General features: G+C 49.3%; 22 protein-coding genes and 1 riboswitch. Of the genes, 17 read left to right on the top strand and 5 right to left on the bottom strand.

Annotated elements, in window-relative coordinates:
* The 9 genes from A3842_RS22035 (at position 1) to A3842_RS22000 (ending at position 5498) form a co-directional block, all read left to right on the top strand.
* Positions 1-903, top strand: coding sequence for an ABC transporter ATP-binding protein (locus tag A3842_RS22035; RefSeq protein ID WP_074102749.1), 903 nt, complete (start codon positions 1-3; stop codon positions 901-903).
* Positions 896-2200 (top strand): ABC transporter permease, encoded by a 1305-nt coding sequence (locus A3842_RS22030; RefSeq protein WP_074102748.1) that lies wholly within the window; start codon positions 896-898, stop codon positions 2198-2200. The genes A3842_RS22035 and A3842_RS22030 overlap by 8 nt, the downstream gene beginning before the upstream one ends.
* A gap of 227 nt (positions 2201-2427) precedes the next feature.
* On the top strand, positions 2428-2664 hold the full coding sequence (locus tag A3842_RS33610; protein WP_305953393.1) for a hypothetical protein: 237 nt from the start codon (positions 2428-2430) through the stop codon (positions 2662-2664).
* Between the two features lie 51 nt (positions 2665-2715).
* Positions 2716-2988, top strand: coding sequence for an RHS repeat-associated core domain-containing protein (locus A3842_RS33605; protein ID WP_074102747.1), 273 nt, complete (start codon positions 2716-2718; stop codon positions 2986-2988).
* Positions 2988-3761, top strand: coding sequence for a polymorphic toxin-type HINT domain-containing protein (locus A3842_RS22015; RefSeq protein WP_178382387.1), 774 nt, complete (start codon positions 2988-2990; stop codon positions 3759-3761). Before A3842_RS33605 ends, A3842_RS22015 begins: the two co-directional genes overlap by 1 nt.
* A 16-nt stretch (positions 3762-3777) precedes the next feature.
* Positions 3778-4326: a CPCC family cysteine-rich protein gene (locus A3842_RS22010; protein WP_074086770.1), complete on the top strand. Its 549-nt coding sequence runs from the start codon at positions 3778-3780 to the stop codon at positions 4324-4326.
* 92 nt (positions 4327-4418) lie between these two features.
* Positions 4419-4556 (top strand): hypothetical protein, encoded by a 138-nt coding sequence (locus tag A3842_RS32655; protein WP_178382389.1) that lies wholly within the window; start codon positions 4419-4421, stop codon positions 4554-4556.
* Positions 4557-4572: 16 nt separating this feature from the next.
* Entirely contained in the window at positions 4573-4920 is a 348-nt protein-coding gene (locus A3842_RS22005; protein WP_074102746.1) for a DUF7674 family protein, read from the top strand.
* Positions 4921-5285: 365 nt separating this feature from the next.
* Positions 5286-5498 (top strand): hypothetical protein, encoded by a 213-nt coding sequence (locus A3842_RS22000; RefSeq protein ID WP_074086772.1) that lies wholly within the window; start codon positions 5286-5288, stop codon positions 5496-5498.
* 536 nt (positions 5499-6034) lie between these two features.
* On the opposite strand, the gene A3842_RS21995 is transcribed toward A3842_RS22000, so the two are convergent.
* The 3 genes from A3842_RS21995 to ytxJ all read right to left on the bottom strand — a co-directional run bounded on the left by A3842_RS21995 (position 6035) and on the right by ytxJ (position 7699).
* Positions 6035-6478, bottom strand: coding sequence for a hypothetical protein (locus tag A3842_RS21995; protein ID WP_074102745.1), 444 nt, complete (start codon positions 6476-6478; stop codon positions 6035-6037).
* Positions 6479-6649: 171 nt separating this feature from the next.
* Positions 6650-6820, bottom strand: a riboswitch (cyclic di-AMP (ydaO/yuaA leader).
* A gap of 316 nt (positions 6821-7136) precedes the next feature.
* Entirely contained in the window at positions 7137-7376 is a 240-nt protein-coding gene (locus tag A3842_RS21990; RefSeq protein WP_074086774.1) for a glutaredoxin family protein, read from the bottom strand.
* The gene (gene ytxJ / locus A3842_RS21985) at positions 7373-7699 is read right to left on the bottom strand and encodes a bacillithiol system redox-active protein YtxJ (RefSeq protein WP_074102744.1); all 327 of its coding nucleotides are present in this window, start codon (positions 7697-7699) and stop codon (positions 7373-7375) included. The genes A3842_RS21990 and ytxJ overlap by 4 nt, the downstream gene beginning before the upstream one ends.
* Positions 7700-7928: 229 nt before the next feature.
* Here ytxJ and A3842_RS21980 point away from each other — a divergent pair, with 229 nt between their 5' ends.
* The 4 genes from A3842_RS21980 to A3842_RS21965 all read left to right on the top strand — a co-directional run bounded on the left by A3842_RS21980 (position 7929) and on the right by A3842_RS21965 (position 10243).
* Positions 7929-8651 (top strand): SDR family NAD(P)-dependent oxidoreductase, encoded by a 723-nt coding sequence (locus tag A3842_RS21980; protein ID WP_074102743.1) that lies wholly within the window; start codon positions 7929-7931, stop codon positions 8649-8651.
* 36 nt (positions 8652-8687) lie between these two features.
* Positions 8688-9323, top strand: a complete 636-nt coding sequence (locus A3842_RS21975) for a ThuA domain-containing protein (protein WP_074102742.1) — start codon at positions 8688-8690, stop codon at positions 9321-9323.
* Positions 9324-9506: 183 nt separating this feature from the next.
* A complete protein-coding gene (locus A3842_RS21970; RefSeq protein WP_074086779.1) occupies positions 9507-9869 on the top strand; it encodes a MerR family transcriptional regulator in 363 nt (120 codons plus the stop codon).
* Between the two features lie 38 nt (positions 9870-9907).
* Complete coding sequence (locus tag A3842_RS21965; RefSeq protein WP_074086780.1) at positions 9908-10243, top strand: thioredoxin family protein; 336 nt, start codon at positions 9908-9910, stop codon at positions 10241-10243.
* Between the two features lie 182 nt (positions 10244-10425).
* On the opposite strand, the gene A3842_RS21960 is transcribed toward A3842_RS21965, so the two are convergent.
* Positions 10426-11319, bottom strand: a complete 894-nt coding sequence (locus A3842_RS21960; RefSeq protein ID WP_074102741.1) for a CHAD domain-containing protein — start codon at positions 11317-11319, stop codon at positions 10426-10428.
* 281 nt (positions 11320-11600) lie between these two features.
* Between A3842_RS21960 and A3842_RS21955 the strand changes: the two genes are divergently transcribed.
* A complete protein-coding gene (locus A3842_RS21955; protein ID WP_083609690.1) occupies positions 11601-12671 on the top strand; it encodes a lipoate--protein ligase family protein in 1071 nt (356 codons plus the stop codon).
* A 168-nt stretch (positions 12672-12839) separates the two neighbouring features.
* Here the strand turns inward: A3842_RS21955 and A3842_RS21950 are convergent, their stop codons facing one another.
* A complete protein-coding gene (locus A3842_RS21950; protein ID WP_074102740.1) occupies positions 12840-13619 on the bottom strand; it encodes a carbon-nitrogen family hydrolase in 780 nt (259 codons plus the stop codon).
* A gap of 173 nt (positions 13620-13792) precedes the next feature.
* Here A3842_RS21950 and A3842_RS21945 point away from each other — a divergent pair, with 173 nt between their 5' ends.
* The 3 genes from A3842_RS21945 (at position 13793) to A3842_RS21935 (ending at position 15346) form a co-directional block, all read left to right on the top strand.
* Positions 13793-14221: a MarR family winged helix-turn-helix transcriptional regulator gene (locus A3842_RS21945; protein ID WP_074086783.1), complete on the top strand. Its 429-nt coding sequence runs from the start codon at positions 13793-13795 to the stop codon at positions 14219-14221.
* A 40-nt stretch (positions 14222-14261) separates the two neighbouring features.
* Positions 14262-14897 carry a nitroreductase family protein gene (locus A3842_RS21940; RefSeq protein WP_074102739.1) on the top strand — a complete coding sequence of 212 codons (636 nt, stop codon included), beginning with the start codon at positions 14262-14264 and terminating at the stop codon, positions 14895-14897.
* Between the two features lie 143 nt (positions 14898-15040).
* Positions 15041-15346, top strand: coding sequence for a putative quinol monooxygenase (locus A3842_RS21935; protein WP_074086785.1), 306 nt, complete (start codon positions 15041-15043; stop codon positions 15344-15346).
* Positions 15347-15548 lie beyond the last annotated feature (202 nt).

Here is a 15548-nt window from a genome sequence, read left to right as displayed (position 1 = left end):
ATGGAAGCTTTGAAGCTGGAACAGGTAGTGAAGCAGTATGGAGAGAAGACCGCAGTAAACGGAATCAGCCTGAAGGTGGAGCAAGGTGAGATTTATGGACTGCTCGGAGCCAACGGCGCCGGCAAAACAACGACGATGCGCATGGTGCTTGGACTGATCTATCCCGATGAGGGAAAGATCCTCTATAATGGCAAAACGTTCAGTGATGAGCTGCAGCATCTGATGGGCTACCTCCCGGAGGAACGCGGGCTGTACCCGAAGGTTAAGGTTAGTGATCAGATTATCTATCTGGCCCGGCTGCGCGGTATGTCGGCAAGTGATGCGGACAAGAGCCTCCGCTTCTGGCTGGACCGCTTCGACGTTCCGGATTATTACAATAAGAAGATTGAAGAGCTGTCCAAGGGTAATCAGCAAAAAATGGGCTTCATCGCCGCAGTTGTCCACAAACCGCAAATTCTGGTCCTCGACGAGGCTTTCAGCGGCCTGGATCCTGTCAACGTGGAACTGCTTAAGGATACTGTAAGGGAGTTGCGTGACCAGGGTACAAGCATTCTGTTCTCCACCCACCGGATGGAGCATGTGGAAGAGCTGTGCCGCAATATCACAATTCTCGACCGTTCCAATACAGTAGTACAAGGGGATATTCGTGAGATCAAAAAGGGTTATCCGCGCGAAGAAGTTGTGCTGCGGACAGTGGGCGAAGTAAGCGGCCTGGATCTGATTCCTGGAGTTAGCGCGGTGCAGAAGCAGGAGCGGGGTTATGTGCTCTCCATCAGCGAGATTGCTGCAGCACAGCGTATTCTCCAGCATGCGATGGCGGCCAATGAAATTGAGCATTTTGAAATCAAGGAACCAACCTTGAACCAAATCTTTATCAGAGCGGTGGGTGAATCTCATGAATAAGATGGGGACAATTATCAGCTTTACCTTCAAAAACAAAGTGAGAACCAAATCCTTCATGATTACAACATTAATTCTGGTGCTGCTGCTGAGCATCGGGATGAACGTGCCATACCTCATCAAGGTGTTCCAAGGTGATGATGGAGCGAAGAATACACAGATCGGTGTAGTGGCTGAACAGGGGAACCGTGCCGCAGAACTCTTGCTGGCGTATGTGCCGCCTGCAGCTCCAAAAGCTGATGCGGATAAAGATACGGACACAGTGGCTTTCAAGGCCTTTGCCTCGGCAGATGATGCTGCCCTGAAGCAGGGATTGGATGACGGTAAAATCGAAGGCTACCTTACCTTTGATGCCAAAGGCACGGAAGGCGTACCTCCAGTAACCTACCACAGTAAGGACGGAGAACTGGATGGAGATTTGCAGACTTACCTTCAGACTGCCCTGCAACAGATCAATACAAAGCTGATCGTAGGTGATAAGCTGACTCAAGCACAGGTAGCGGCGATGTTCGCGCCGGTGTCTATCGGAACCCAGCAGCTCAGTACGGATGGAACGGATAGCGGAGCAGCAGATAAATCAAAGCCAGCTATCAATTATGTTATCGTCTATGTGCTTCTGATCCTCTTCTTCATGTCAATTACCATGACCGGGAATATGATTTCGGCAGAAGTCACCTCGGAGAAAAGCTCCCGTATCATGGAGATTCTGATTACCAGCGCTTCACCACTAACGCAAATGTTCGGCAAGGTGATCGGGATCTTCCTGGTCGGCTTGATGCAGATTGCCGTTATCTCGGCAAGTATCGCCATCAATCTGATGCTTCCGCATAACGCCAGCATATTGTCTGACTTTGACCTGGATCTTGGACAATTGAATTATGGCATTCTCGTATACGGACTAATCCTTTATGTGCTGGGCTTCTTCCTGTATGCTCTGATGTATGCTGCTGTAGGCTCCATTGTGAGCCGCACGGAGGATCTGGGCCAGGCCGTGATGCCGGTAATGATGTGTACCTTTGTGGCCTTTTACATTCCGTTGTTCAGTATATCAGCTCCTAATACCATGCTTATCAAGGTGGCAAGCTTTGTGCCCATCACTTCACCGCTCAGCATGCTGCTGCGCATCGGTATAGGGGACGTAGCCTTTTGGGAGATTGCTGTATCACTCATCATCTTGCTCGCAACCACATTTGGACTGGGCTGGCTCGCCGCCAAGATCTATCGCACCGGTGTGCTGATGTACGGCAAACGCCCAAGCATCAAAGAGATCAGAAAAGCGATGAAGGCTTACAAGATTTAAGCGGAATAAGCGCAGTCATTGAGAACAAGTAGCAGTATTTGTTAAAAACCTTGAAGGGCCTAGGCCTTTTGAGGTTTTTTTGCGTTAAGGTATTCAAAATGTAATAAAAAATTAAAATATGGGATTTTTGGAAAAAATAACAACGTAATGGAAAGACAGTTCAATACGATTATGACGGGGATAAAATTATTGCTGAGGCAAATGTTGTAAATGGCATCCCGCAAGAGGTGGCCAGCTACATTCGTGGACAGAGATTGGAAGCCATTTCGTACAATGATGGTACCAAGGCATACCCTCTATACAATGGTCACGGCGATATTGTCGAGGTGAGAGATGCTCAGGGCGAGATTTTAAATCGCTATGATTACGATATGTGGGGCAATATCACTCTGAAAGAGGAGAAGGTTCATAACCCGTTCCGGTACTCTGGAGAGTTATGGGACGATACTACGGGCTTACAATAACTCCGGGCCAGATGGTATGATCCAAATGTAGGACGATTTATAAATGAGGATATGTCTGAAGGGCAGATAATAAATCCGCTGAGTTTGATTTTGTATACTTATGTTGGTAATAATCCTATGATCCGTTTTGATCCTAGCGGAAATTCTTGGATGAGTGATCAGTCGAATGCATTTGTTATTCAAATGAAATCGGTCCATTCATCATGGGAAAGCGCGCTGAGCTATTGGACATTCGGCTTCACAGATCCATTCTTCACTTCAGCTCGGGTAGCAATGAATACGAAAGAGTATTGGTACGCTCAAGCACAAGATCGGCTGCTGTAGTGGAGAAGAACGAAGTAAGCTCGGTAGTGAGATTAGCCAAAAATGCATGTAATTGTTTTACTGGCGATACGAAAGTGCAGACAGGCGAAGGGGAGAAGAATATCGAAGACATTGAAGTCGGAGATAAGGTTCTTTCCAAGGATGAAACGACTGGCGAGGTAGCTTACAAAGAGGTTACGGCAACGTTCAACCACGAGACGGATGAGATTTACAACATCTATGTGGGCGGTCAGACGATTGAATCGACCTTTAACCATCCATTCCATGTGAAGGATAAGGGTTGGACGTTCGTTAAAGACCTTAAAGTCGGTGACTTGCTTGTTCAAAGCGATGGGGATACACTCAAAGTTGATAGCATTGAAGTTGAACACAGGCAAGCAACGGTTTATAACTTGAGGGTTGATGGCTTCCATACTTATTTTGTTAGTGACCTTGGGATTTGGGTGCATAACACCAATTGTGCCTCTATAAACTGGAAAGGGTTTAGTAGTGGTAAATTACAGCCGCATTATGAGAAGCATGGGCATGAATTTGGGAACATAACTCAAAATGAGTACTTGAAGCTAGCTAAAGACTTCGCCGCTGAAACTAGTGATTCTTTCAAAGAACAGGTTGTTGGTAATTTCATTGTTAAATATGATTCTTCAACAAGGCGCGTACTTGTGGGTCATATAAAAGACCGACAGATTAGAACGTTTTATAAGGATGACGGGCGATCTGCTGATCCGTTCCAAGCCGCAGTTGATCTCGCAAAATCACTTGGTGGCGGCTAATAAGTGAGGTGAGAAAATGAATCGATATGAAGCAATAAATATTATCTTAAATTCAACAGTTGCAGATATGTCTAAGGATAAACGGGAAGAAATCCTAATTGATTGGTGGGGGATTGACCAAGACAATCCCGAATTTGATAGATTGCCGGAAACGTTACAATCAGAAATACTCGGTTTTGATGAACCTCAACTAGATGCTATGAATGAAGTTTACAATGCATTGATATCTGTAGCTTTAAGGAAAAAGTATCTTGGAGTCAGAAATGAGTATATATCAAAAAGCGTTTCAGAAATCCTGCAATCTTTCCATGAGGTTGAGGGTTCTCAAGAAGAACTTTATAGTTGTCCGTGTTGTGAATTTAAGACCCTTCCAACGAAGGGAGAATACGATATCTGCCCAGTTTGCTTTTGGGAGGATGATGGGAACAGAGAACTAAGTTACTTTAGTTCACCTAACCATATGACGCTTGCTCAAGCACGTGAGAATTTTGTTGAATTTGGTGGTGTGAAACAATCCTCGCTAAAATATCTTGAATCGGATAGATTTGAGAAGTTCAGTAAATAAAAGGTGGTTGTTCTGGGCCTTGAGGGATAAAACCTTCAAGGCCTTTCACTTACCCCCACCCAGTGCCGAATGAATCGGGTGGCTAAGACAAGATGAACTTAACGCTCACTGGACAGGATTATAGCAGAGCACTACAAAAATTACTTAACGGCGGAAATCTAAGTGCACAAGATAAGGTGGCGGCACAAGCAATTTATGATGATATGCAGAAGGCATTATTAGGAAAGTAGTAAGAGGTGAAAACAGTTGGAGTATGAAAACTTAATCGAACGTTTATTGGCTGACGTACCACAAATTAGACCACATTATGAAGAAGAGATTGAATGGCTTGAAGAGGATTTACCCCATGTTATTTTTGGTATGGTGGTCACTCCATTTATAATCAAGTCTATTGAAACTCAAAAAGAAGTAAGTAATCTCTATAGCTTCCTTGAAGAGATGGCTGTAGCTGATGATAAGGTTCAGGAAGTATTGGTTGTATCAGTTCTAGAATCATTAATAACTGATAGAGATATTATCGATACAGCCAAATCTCATATGGGTAAATTAACGAAAACACTATGTGAGACAACAGAAACAGAATACGGATATTAATGTTATAGGCCTTGAGGGGCGATACCCCTCAAGGTCTTTCTTATACCCCCACCCAGTGCCGAATGAATCGGGCGGCTAAGAAGAAATGCTCACTATCCCCGTATGAGATTTTCTCAAGACCCCTGTTCGCACAATTCCTTTCAGTGCTTGTATTTATTCCTCTATAATTTACCAAGACCCTTGGGAGCAATCTTCAAGGTCTTGATTGATCGGACCCAATGCCCAATGAATCGGTGGCTGACAAACTTACAAAGTTTTGAAAAACATACCGTATAGAAAACACCAGTCTCCGGCATTCGTTATCTGTTCATCTGGCGGAATCATGCCGTATGGTGTACCTTAGTAAGTAAGGAGTGGTAATGTTGATGAAAAAAAGACAAACGCCCTTGATGGTAGCGGCTTCGATCCTGTTGATTATCCTCAGCAGCCTGATTGATTCAGAAGGTTCAACCTGGCTGGGTGCGCTACAGACGTTATTACTGGGTATCGGATTATTAGGGTGCTGCATGGCATTCTTGAGATTCGCCAAGGGCGGCAAAGGCACAAAAGACAAGAATAGCAAAAAAGGCAAAAAATAATAAAAACGGAATAGAAGCCGAGGCTGGTTGCCACGGCTTTTTTGCGGCTTAAGAAATTATTTAAGTCTAAAACTATGGATAACTCCGATTGAAAAGTGAGAGGGATAAACGGAAGAAATGAAGTGATTCAATAGATGGTAAAGCCAGAGGGAGCAATAAGAAGTGGGTGTCATTACCGTGATTCATAGGGTTGGCCGTGATTTGAAGTTTAACCCACTTAAGTACCTTTGAATTGAGCGTAGGCAGGGAAATCGGCGGAATGAGAGGTAGAAATACCTCTGGTCGCGCCATAAACGGGCTAGCGGGCGGAATGAGAGGTAGAAATACCTCTGGTTGCGCCATAAACAGGCTAGCGGGCGGAATGAGAGGTAGAAATACCTCTGGTCGCGCCATAACCGGGCTAGCGGGCAGAATGAGAGGTAGAAATACCTCTCATTCTGGACGGTACCTTAAGCGATACTCTGTATCGCTGCTTCAGCAGCATAGGCTCTCTGTACAGGACTGCAAATCCGTTTTGGCCTACAGTGCTGTTCACTTTAGCCGGCAGATAAACCGGATTTGGGTTGTGCAGCTTCATGTGCTGCCAGTAGCTCGCGCATTTGCCGGAGCTGCGCCTTAAGCTCGGGCATGCTTTTCATGAGGATCGGACTGATCTCCGCCAAAGGGAGCCGCAAGCCATACCGGAGCGCATGCACAAGCTGGTCCTCCCAGGAGAGACAAGCTGTACTGCTGGCCTTACGGCCTTGTGCAATCCGGAAGCAATGCCGGATGCATTCGCGGTAGGCCAGAAGAGAGAAGCTCTGCGGGTCGCAGCCCTTTCGGAGATAAGGTATATACAGCTCTGTGAAGCTCTTCACGGCAGCCTCCTCCGCTTCAGAACCCTGTCCCAGCAGCAACCTGCAGAGCGTAAAGATATTTCCGCTATACTTCTCAACATATTCCGCAAATTCGGATGCGGAAACCGACATGCGCGATTCCATTCCTGTATTCCTCCCCGGATTAGATATACTACTTTTCACCTAGCCCCGGCCGCTCTCCCGGCGAAACCCCGTTACCTCACTAATTTCCGCAAAAAAGCCGCAGCAGAGGAGAACCTCTGCTGCGGCTTCGGTACAGGCTTAAATAAACCTGGCGCTTAAGCTTGGCGGGTTAAGATCTCTCTCTATACGCTTACGAGGTTAGCTGTCGGATTCGGACGGTGAGAGTCGCCCTACCTTGTGAGACCGCACTTCTACAGTCTCCTTAGGATTCACCCCAATAAGGCCTAGTGGCCCGGTGGTTCCCCCGTTTCCCGTGTGCCGGGAATTCAGCGTTCATGTAATTTTTCATGAATTACTTTCAAAACGAATCATACTGCTTCGGGGAGGTCTTTGTAAAAAAGGAAAAGGGAGTTGCTGCGCCAATTTCACGTTGAAATCGGATAATTCGAAGGAAATAAACGGATAAAACCATATATCTTACTGCATATCGGCCCATTATCTCATTCGCACGCCTGTTTTTATTTCTGCCTCAAAATACGGGTCATTCCTTAGGCAAGACAAAAAGGGTATTCAGGGGCAAACAGCTCCCGGATACCCTTTTGTGCAAGTGAACCAATGAATCCGTACGCGGCATTCTCCTGCCAGCGTTCCGGCATATTTATTTCGTAGCTGCGATAAGCTCCTTCAGCTCGGGCAGATTGAACCCTTTGACGACATGTGCCCCGGCTACTGTAACAGGAACGCCCATGAAGCCCAGCTTCTCAACTTCTTCCTGATAAACCGTGCTGGTCATTACATCCCGTACCTCAAAAGGAATGTCCTGCTCCTTCATCAGCTGTTTCACCTGATTGCAGTCACTGCAGTTGGCTGTAGAATAAATGATTACAGGTTGGCTCATTGGCTCACAGCTTCCTTGAGGGCATCGCGGGTGATTTTCCAGTGGGAGGTGTTCCACCGGACTTCACCATCTTCCAGCAGGAAGATTTGCGGGGACTCATGCTTGATGCCGAAATCTTCGGCAATCTGGTTGGAGACCGGACGGTCTTCAATCACATGAACCACAGCAGCGGGAGTTCCGGAGCTCTGGACATAAGCCTGGAATTCTTCATTCGCCTTGGCGCTGATCGGGCAGGTGGTACTGTGCTTGAAGAGCAGTTTTTTACCGGGTTGTGCAATGTATTGATGCAATTCATCAAGATTGTGGATTTGTTGTATGGACATTAGGGGTTCACCCTCCTGGTAGTTTATTTTGCTAACAATTCGGTTGTTAACAATGATATTCCTGATTGTAACATAGTTCAAAATTAAATCAAAAGGAAGAATCAGCAGGGAATGCATTAGCAGAATAGTCCAGCAGAGGACGTTGAATAATGACAATTCCCATGCTAAGGTGTAGGGGATATGGCGATTTATGTATATTGATGTCTGATAAGAGGGAGTGACCCATTCCATGAAAAAGGCTGCTTGTGTTACCGGTGCCGACCGGGGACTCGGGTTTTTCCTTGTGCGTTGGCTTCTGGAGAATAAATATAAGGTTTTTGCCGGGCAGTACCTGGAAGAATCGGAAGCGTTGGAAATACTCAATACAAAATATAAAGAACAGCTAATTCTGGTTCCGATGGATGTCGGGAGCAGCGACAGCGTAAAGTGCGCGGCACGAACTATTGCAGGACGCACAGGGCATCTGGATATGATCATCAACAATGCTGGGATTATTGACCGTGCGGATGATGCCACCATGCTGGTAGATATGGATGACACCGCGATGGCACGCATTTATAATGTGAATACGCTTGGCTCTCTGCGGGTGAGCAATTCGCTGATGGGCCTCCTGCTGCAAGGCAAGCAAAAGCTAATTGTGAACATCTCCTCCGAAGCCGGCAGCATCAGCCGCAATCAGCGGATTAACATGTACGGTTATTGTATGTCCAAGGCGGCACTTAATATGCAGTCCTCTTTACTGCACAATCATCTGCGGGTCATGGGCGGCCAGGTGATGGTTTTTCATCCGGGTTGGCTCCAGTCCTACATGAACGGTGACAAGAATGAGGCAGCCCCTATTCCCCCTGAAGAATCCGCCCGCAAAATTATGGGAATCGTGCAGGAGCATAAGACGCATATGGGCATGGAACCGGCTTATCTTGATCTGGACGGCAATCCCTGGCCCTGGTAAGAACAACTCTCGCTAAGAGAAAGGCGTAGATAAAAGATGACAGAATGGAAGGCACTGGCGCTGGGAAGCTATACAGAGGTTAAATATCATCCGTTCTCCGGGGTGGACCACGTGTTTGAGGCGTTATTTGCCGGGAAGCTGGACGTGAAATCTACGGAAGATTACTCATTGCTCAGTCCGGACAGCCTATTGGCTTACAAGCTTGTGATAGCGTATACAGAATTTTCGGACAACAAAATAGCTCCTGAACAGAGCGGGGCACTGCTCTCCTATGTAGCTAACGGCGGCGGACTGCTCGTAGTGCACAATGGGATCTCACTGCAGCGTAACCAGGAGCTGGGTGTGATGCTGGGAGCGCATTTCACGCATCATCCGGCCTATACTGAGCTTCACATGACAGTTCCGGCAACAGGCCATCCGATCATGCAGGGGATTACCGACTTTGTCATCGAGGACGAGCCGTATTATTTTGACATGCAGCCCTATTTTGAAACGACGGTGCTGGCGGAGTATTTCCACGAGGGGGCCCATCATGCGGCAGCCTGGTGTCATGAGTTCGGGATGGGGCGAGTTGTGTATCTGATGCCGGGCCATCATCTTCCTTCCTTTTCCGTAGAGCCGTTCCGGCAGATGATTACAAGGGGCGGTCTGTGGGCGGCCGGATTACTGTAGTCCTTGATCATTTTAACAACATCATATGGATGGATAGTGTAAAAACCAACGGAAGCGTTAGACTGCTGTTGGTTTTTTGGTTGTTTGGCTGCTCCCGGCGATAAAAAGCCTTGACCCTGACACTGGTGTCAGGGTTTATACTAAGAACAGACCATTTCTCATGAACCCCGGGGAGAACAGACCATGAAAATAGGTGAGCTTGCCGCACGGACGGGTGTCAGCATCCGTTCTCTGCGATATTATGAACGTCAGGGCTTGATCACTCCGCTCCGCCAGGCCAATGGATACCGAGAGTATTCGCTCTTGTCCGTGGAGACGGTGGAGACGATCAAACTGTATTTGAATCTGGGCTTATCGACCGAGGAAATCGCCGGTTTCTTGAATTGTGTACTGAAGAAAAAAGAGGCTTTCTGTGCAGAAGTGATGCCGCTGTACCGCAGCAAGCTGGAGGATATTGAGCGTCAGCTCCTGCAGCTGAACCAGATCAAGCAGAATTTGGAGGAACGGATTGCTTCCATACAGCAGGAGCAGCAGGAATCAGAATAACCTGAATATATTCTTAGACTGATAAGGAGGAGTTAACAATGACTGTTATAAATGCCGGGCACGCCGATACCGTTCGGAGACAGCTGCAGGAAGGCGGAACTGTGCTGGTAGATTACGGAGCGCCATGGTGCGCGCCTTGCCGGGGTCTTCTGCCGGTTCTGGAGGAACTGGATGAAGAGTATGGCAGCAATATCACGATCCTCAAAGTGAATTGCGATGAGCTGCCGGAGCTGGCTGCAGAAGCGGGAGTCATGGGCCTCCCTACCGTGATCGTATACAATGGGGGGCAGCCTATGGAAAAACTGGTAGGACTGCGCCCGAAATCGGCTTATCAGGGCGTGCTGGACAAATTTGCTGCCGCGAATAGCCGGTAAACGCAGGAAAGGCAGGAAGCCGCATAATGCTTGGCTTCCTGCCTTTTTGTTAAAATATAAGAATTTATATGTTTCACGCTATAAATTATCCTTCAATTTCTCGCTGAAACGGATACCATCCTTAAAAGGACGGCGAAGCCGTTTCCACTTGTGGGAAAAATTAAAAATGGAACGAAGTGCGGTTATTTCGCATTCAATGGGAACGGTACCACTTCATTATGGTGCAGCGCTTCGAGCACTTCAGCATGGAGTTTGTCCGTGAATTCAGTCCATACCTTAAGGCTGACCCCCAGCTCATCACGGCCAATGGATTGGATCACTTCCAACCATCCCCGTTTATCGTTAATAGTACCGAGCTGCTCCTGGATGTCTTTGTAGATTTCCTCATGGGCGTGAAATTTCTGGTTGAGCGCAAAGGAAGCGGCACCGGCGGTATAACGCAATTCCTTGGCGGCAATCCGCAGCTCATGCAGCGCATCGAAGGCTTCCTTGGATTCGGCCTCAGGACCCTTAAACAGGGTCTTGCAGGCTTTTTTCTTCTGCTCGAAAGCGACCTCAAGCTCACGCATGACAACGTTCGCATCTCTTTTGCCCGCCAGTGCCTCGAGATCGCTGTTAAGGAATGCCTCCCACTCGGCGTCCAGCGCTTTGCCGCACAGCTTGGGCAGTTTGGTGCCCAGTTTCTTGCGGTACTTCTTTCGTTCGTTCCTCTCGTACTGGATAACAGCCTTGAGCAGCTTGGCCGATTTGGCTTCTCCGGCTTCCTCCGCTTGCTCCCGTCTATCCTTGAAGGATTCAATCAGCACGTCCGCGTCTCTAACCTTGCCGAGTCTTTTTTGCGCCTCTTTGAAGGTACTATACAGATTTGCTGTCACCAGATGCTCCGGATCTAGAATGGACAATAGCGTCAGCAGCTTACGGCAGTTCACTCTGGCCTGATGGGTATCTTCATCGCCGAACTCCTTCAGCGCATCCTTGCTGTAATCACGGAAATTGAGATAGAGCTTGTTCAGCGCCAGCTCCCATTGTCTGGCTTTGCTGATTTGCCGTTCCTTCACGGTTAGCAGGTCAGTCATACGGCATCACTCCTTAATGGTTGTGTATAGCATGAGCTTTGGGGCGGGACGAATGCTCTTCATATACCTTAAGGATAACGCTATCATCCTGCTTTTTCAAATGAAGGTGCTGCCCTGAGCTTCGCTGCTGCACCCCGGATCGGTTACAATGGGAATATTGCCGGTATTGTAAAATAGTACAGGAAGACGGAGTATTCGACGGCAGTCTGCAGGAAGCCAGTAAGTGTGGATGTCTTGATTACGCGAAAGAGGAAAACGATGGTCACCGGGAGGGGTTATGGATGAGCGGAGAATACAAAAAGCAGGGGCAAGGGCAAGAGCGGGTTCAAGCGCAGGAGCAAGCAGTAGAGCAAAGACATATGTACGAGCGAGTGCAGGAGCAGGGGCAGGTCCTGTTCCAGGAGTCTGAGCCTGAGCAGGTGTATCCGTCTGCGGGTTTGCTCCCGCCGGTTATGGCGCTCTTTGAGCACCTGGCGGCAGGGGAATCATCACCGGAAAGCGCAGACTCCGGAAGGATAGCGGATGCAGCAGAAGCCGCGGCGATGCAAGAGCCCGTTGAAGCGGTTGCCGGAGATATGCTGCTCCCGTTCGCGTTCGAGGAGACGCTCTGCAGGGATGTGGGTGCGGGCCTTGTTCCGCCGTCTGTACATCTATGGAGCCATCCCGGCGGAGTGGCATTGGGCCTGCGGGACAGCAAGCTGCCGCGGGCAGCTGAAGCCATGGCCGCGCTGGAAGAGCAGGGCTACCGTACAGCGGTGCGGCACTCCGGCGGCGCGGCTGTGCCGCTGGATGCCGGCATCGTCAACGTATCGCTGCTGCTCCGCAAAAGTCCGGGCAAGCTGGACTTTCATGATGATTTCCGGCTGCTGGCTTCGCTGATCACAGAAGCCGTTGCGGTCAACCATCCACAGGCAGCGGCACAGATCCGGGCAGGCGAGGTCGCCGGGTCGTATTGCCCGGGCGACTTCGATCTGGCCATCGGCGGCCGTAAATTCTGCGGCATCGCCCAGCGGAGGCAGAGCAGCGCGTACTTCGTGCACGCGTTCGTGATCGTCTCCGGCTCCGGGCTGGAGCGCGGGCATTTGATCCGCGGCTTCTATGATACCGCCGCGGATGGCGATGACGCGCTGGACTATCCGCGCGTCATGCCGCAGACCCTAGCCGCGCTTGGCGAGCTTGGCGGACCGGCTTCGGCGGATGTATTCGCCGAAGGATTCCGCCAGGCCCTGGCCCGGCGCGGCGTCAAGCTTCAGCCTGCGGCCGGGCTGGCGGCCGCAGGGTACAAGCTCCAGTACACCGATATCCGTGTACTGGAGGCGGCGCGGGTGCTGCGTGAACGCTACGCCCGCTAAGCTGTGTCATGGCCGGTCGAAGCGAACCGGCCTTGCTCTATAGCCTGTGTAATGTAGCATCACCGGCATAGCAGAAAGTGCCGCATCTGCTGATAGATTCAGCAGGTGCGGCACTTTTTTGCAGTCTAAAGTTCAATTCGATGTGCCCTGCACAATCGGCCCGGCGGATCAAAGATACAGCTCCGGCCTCCGGTCGGAGAAAACCGGAATCTGCGCACGAACCTCCCGCACCTGATGTAAATCAATCTCTCCGCTCAGAATTTCCTCGTTCTCCGAAGCTTCGCAGACCACCTCGCCCCAGGGATCAATGATCATCGAATGGCCGGCAAAGGTGTTCGCGGGATCTTTTCCAGTACGGTTGCACGCAACGACATAACATTGATTCTCAATCGCCCGGCTGATCAGCAGCGCCCGCCAGTGGGCAAGACGCGGCAGCGGCCATTCGGCACTGATGAACAGGACTTCGGCACCGAGCGCCGTATGGGCGCGGACCCATTCGGGGAAGCGGATATCGTAGCAGATCAGTCCGGCGCAGCTTGTCCCGTTCAGAGTGAACAGACCCTTGGCTTCTCCAGGATGCAGATACAAGTGCTCATCCATCAGGCGGAACAGATGCAGCTTGCTGTATTCGCCGGCGATCGCTCCGGTGCGGCTGAACACATACATGCTGTTGGTTATGCCGTTGTCCTTCTTACTGGCGACGGAGCCGGCCACAATATGGATGCCGAGCTCGCGGGCCAGTCCTGACATCAAAGCCTTCGTGGCCTTCCCCTCAGGGTCGGCAATGTCCGCAAGCCGGGTTAAATCATATCCGGTTGTCCACAGCTCGGGAAGAACCACACAATCCGTCCCCTGAGCAGCAGCTTCACGGATTTTACGTTCTGCGGCAGCATAATTTACCTGGGGATTGCCAAATGCTATATCGAGCTGAAGCAGGGAGATTTTCATGTAACAGCCCTCCTTTTTTGGTCGAGCACTACACTTTGATTCTACGGGTAAGCGGCTGCCGGGGCAAGTTGAAAGGCCAATTGAAATTATTAGTTGACGGGTCAAGGATAAAGGTGTAAAGTGATGAATGTCAAAAAGGTTTTGTGCAATCTATTTGTGTTAGGGGGTTAATCTTGACTGAACATCTGCCTGAGGAAGACCGCATCTTTGAACGGCTGCAGGCGCTGAACAAAGCCATTACACCGACCTTCGAGCGTTGTGCGGGCATAAGCCCCACCCGTCTCCGTCTGCTTCATGAGCTGTTTCAGGTTACTGAGATCAGCCAGATTTCACTGCAAAAGCAAGTAGACATCGATGCTGCAGCCATCACCCGTCACCTAAAGGGGCTGGAGGAGAATGGCATGGTCTCCCGACGCAACAATCCCGATGACAACAGAGTGACCCTGGTCTCGCTGACTGCGCAGGGAAGAGACAAAATCCGTACGTACAAGGAAGAGAAGAGCCGCTTCATCGGCAGTCTGCTTGCCGGTTTTGATGAACCAGAGCGCGCTCTGCTCGCAGATATGCTTGTCCGGCTGCAGCATAATATCAACTTGCTGTAGCCATTAACTATAATCCAACTATAAAAGGAGTTTATTATTCATGAATGCAACCAGAACCAATGATTTCACAAGTATTATCACAGGCCGCCGCTCCATCCGTAAATACGACACATCTGTCAAAATTTCGAAAGAAGAAATGACTGAAATCCTTACCGAAGCCACGCTGGCCCCTTCCTCGGTGAACATGCAGCCTTGGCGGTTTCTTGTGATCGAAAGTGCGGAAGGCAAAGCCAAGCTCGCGCCTATCGCCAAGTTCAACCAGCTTCAGGTAGAGACCTCTGCGGCCATGATTGCCGTGTTCGGAGATTTGAACAATTTCGATTATGCCGAAGAAATCTACGGCACCGCTGTAGAGCGCGGACTGATGCCTGCGGACGTAAAAGAAAGACAGCTTGCTGCGCTGGGTGCACATTTCGCGAAGCTGCCTGCAGATATCAACAGAGAAACGATCATGATTGACGGTGGCCTCGTCTCCATGCAGCTGATGCTGGCTGCACGTGCCCACGGCTATGACACCAACGCCATTGGCGGCTTCGAGAAAGACCAGATCGCCGAAGTCTTCGGTATGGACAAAGAGCGCTATGTTCCAGTCATGCTGATCTCCATCGGTAAAGCCGCTGAAGAAGGTTACGCCTCCGTCCGTCTTCCTATCAACACCATTGCACAGTGGAAATAAGAGGCGTAAGCTCATATATGTAAGTCCACGTTTCTAACATAAACTTAGCCTATGCTAGAACTTAAGTTTATGCTTCCGAAGCGAGTTTTGTACGAAGCCAATCAGTAAGCCTAAGCTTACAAAACTTTTAGGAGGACTAATCAATGATTATTATTCATGCCGTAATGCAAGTAAATCCTGCGCATAAGGAAAAATTCCTGGCTGAGGCGAAACAGCTGTTAGCCGCAACCCATAAAGAAGAAGGCAACCTTTCTTATGAGCTGTACAATCATTTCGAACAGGAAAACACCTATATCATGATCGAAACCTGGCGCGATATGGAGGCTGTAGCCAGCCATAATACAAGTGCTCATTTGACCGGATTTGCAGCGAAAGCGCCTGAGTTCCTGACCGCTCCGCTGGACCTTAAGGAATATATAACGGAGAACCGGCCGGCAAATAATCTGTAGCCGGAAGATGAAATCCTGCAGTGAATCATTTTGAGCCATCCACCGGGTTACCGTTAACCTGTTGGAGCTGTTCAGTGAAGCGGATCACAGGGTTGAAATGAATGTAATACATTCTTTGAAGCAAGGGGAAGTTTCAAGAGCCGGACGGGCTGTTGAAACTTCCCCTGTTTGTTTCGAAATATAAGCATTTATAGGTTTTGCT

The sequence above is a fragment of the Paenibacillus sp. P3E genome, assembly GCF_001909045.1.
Classification (GTDB): Bacteria; Bacillota; Bacilli; order Paenibacillales; family Paenibacillaceae; genus Paenibacillus_AQ; species Paenibacillus_AQ helianthi.
This window is presented reverse-complemented; position numbering and strand designations above follow the sequence as displayed.